General features: G+C 71.3%; 1 pseudogene. It reads right to left on the reverse strand.

What is annotated here, in order from left to right:
• Nucleotides 1-516: pseudogene (locus JCM9942_RS17885) on the reverse strand (TonB-dependent receptor); the annotation flags it as partial.

A 516-nucleotide genomic window follows, 5' to 3' on the forward strand; every position in this document is an offset into this window, starting at 1 on the left:
CGCGCTGGCCGCTGTCGTCGGGATTGGCCGCGGTGCGGTAGTGGTCACGCAAGGCGAACCGCACCTGGCTGTGGCGCGCGCCCAGCAATGCCGACCCGCGCGGACTGAACTGCCACCACGCCTGCGCGAACTGGTCGATATTCCACACCCGGTCATGCTGGTCGCGGCGCAGCCGCCCCTTGATCCCCACGGTGTCGCCGACAAAGTTCTCGTAGCCGGTCCGGTGCTGGCGCTGGCGGTCGGCATTGGCACCCACCACCAGATCCAGCGGCTGCCCGGCCAGCGTGCCCTGCCAGGCCCAGCGCGCGTCCAGGCCGCCGTAACCACTGTCCAGATCGATCACCCCGCCCGCGTGCAGCGGGCCTGTCTGCGGCCCCGGCGGAATGGCCAGGAACTGCTCGACCGCGCGCTGCCCGGCATAGCCCATCAGCCGCCAGGTCTCGCCGCCCGCGCTCACGCGTGTAGACCAGGCCGGCCTGCTGCTGGGCGACCGATTTGCCGAGTGTTGGTACTGGC

Source organism: Stenotrophomonas pictorum JCM 9942, from assembly GCF_001310775.1.
GTDB classification, from domain to species: Bacteria; Pseudomonadota; Gammaproteobacteria; order Xanthomonadales; family Xanthomonadaceae; genus Stenotrophomonas; species Stenotrophomonas pictorum.